Below are 1,688 nucleotides of genomic sequence, written 5' to 3'. Positions count from 1 at the left end.
CCCGCCAGGTGCGGGTTGCGCGCCGGGGGTGGGTTGCGCGCCGGGTGCGGGTTGCGCGCCGGGTGCGGGTCGTGCGTCAGACGCGGGCTGTCCGCCAGGTGCGGACTGCGTACCCGGCACGGGCCGCGTACCGGGCGTGGGCTGCGCGCCCGGTGCAGGCCGGGCGCCGGGGGTGGGCCGTGCCATCAGCGTGTCTGGTCCGCGGTCGCCTCGGACAGGGCCTGCGCGAAGGTGAGGGCCTGGCGTACCGTCTCCGGGCCGTCGCCGGCCTCGCTGACGCGCAGGCTCAGGTCGTCGGCCGTGGAGCTGCCCGTGTAGCCGTGGTCGGCCTCGCAGTTGGGGTCGCCGCAGGCGGCCGGCTCCAGGTCGATGCGGGAGACGGCGCCCCAGCCGATGGTGAGCACGATCTCGCGCGGCAGCGTGCCCGGCTTGTACGACTCGGGGTTGGCGACCACACGGCTGACCACGATCGACGAGATCCGGCCGAGCTTGACCGACTCCGTGGACGTGGTGGCGTACGGCGTCGGGGAGGTGTCGTCCGCAGCCTGCTCGTCGGTGTGGCTGACGATGAAACGGTTGCCGGTGAGGACGAGCACGGTGACATGCCGCCGCACCTCGTTCTGGTCGAACGTCGTCTCCTGATGGACCAGGTACGACCGGACGGGCTCGCCGCCCACGGCGGCCTCCACCGCCTCGGCCACGAGGGCCGGGTAGTAGCCGCTGCGCTCGATCGCCGCCCGCAGCCCCTGGGTCGTCGTACTGGTCTTGGCCATGACGCCCATCCTACGGGGGACCGCCGGCTGCGAGGCACCGGTCAGTACACGGGCAGGGTCCGCGGACCGAGGTCGTCACGGGCGGGCGGCGGGGCGAGGCGTACGGACGCGCCGAGGACGCTCACGCCGCGCGGGGCGACGACCACCGGCTCCAGGGTGACCGCGACGACCTCCGGGTGATCGTCGACCAGCCGCGACACCCTCAGCATCAGCTCCTCCAGCGCCGGGGTGTCGACCGGTGCCGAGCCGCGCCAGCCGAACAGCAGCGGGGCGGTCCGGATCGACCGCACCAGCGAGGTCGCGTCCCGGTCGGCGACCGGGATCAGCCGGTGCGCCATGTCCCCGAGCAGCTGGGAGGGGGCCCCGGCGAGGCCGAAGGACAGTACGGCTCCGGCGGCGGGGTCGATGACCGCGCGTACGACGGTGTCGACACCGCGCGGGGCCATCCGCTGCACCACGGGGCGCAGCTCCTCCGGGGCGCCGAACAGCTCCGTCAACTCGGTGTACGCCCGGCGCAGTTGCTCCTCGTCGGCCAGGTCCAGGCGGACGCCGCCCAGGTCGGCGCGGTGCCTCAGGTGGGGGGCGGTCGCCTTGAGGGCCACGGGGTAGCCGAGGGTGCGCGCGGCTTCGGCGGCGGTGCCGGGATCCGGGGCGGGGAGGGCGCGGTGGACGTGGATGCCGTAGGTGCCGAGCAGGTCGTAGGTCTCGGCGGTGCCGAGGGTGAGGCCCTGCCCGCGCGAGAGGAGCCCCTCGATGAGGGCGGCGGCGCCCCGCTCGTCGATGTCGTCGTACTCCGGCACCTTGCCGGGGTCGGCGGCGTCCCGCCGCCACTGGCCGTACGCGACGGCCTGGGCGAGCGCCCGGACGGCACGTTCGGCGGCGGGGTAGGCGGGGATGAGGTGGGTGCCCTCGGGG

Annotated in this window: 2 protein-coding genes; both read right to left on the bottom strand. The window is 75.2% G+C overall.

Annotation, left to right across the window (positions count from 1 at the left end):
• Positions 1 to 185: 185 nt before the first annotated feature.
• Complete coding sequence (locus tag B7767_RS25505; RefSeq protein ID WP_085574246.1) at positions 186 to 782, bottom strand: DUF5998 family protein; 597 nt, start codon at positions 780 to 782, stop codon at positions 186 to 188.
• Between the two features lie 32 nt (positions 783 to 814).
• The coding region (locus B7767_RS25500; RefSeq protein WP_256923565.1) for an acetate--CoA ligase family protein at positions 815 to 1,688 on the bottom strand (874 nt) is incomplete at its 5' end.

The sequence above is a fragment of the Streptomyces sp. 13-12-16 genome, assembly GCF_002114215.1.
GTDB lineage: Bacteria > Actinomycetota > Actinomycetes > Streptomycetales > Streptomycetaceae > Streptomyces.
This window is presented reverse-complemented; position numbering and strand designations above follow the sequence as displayed.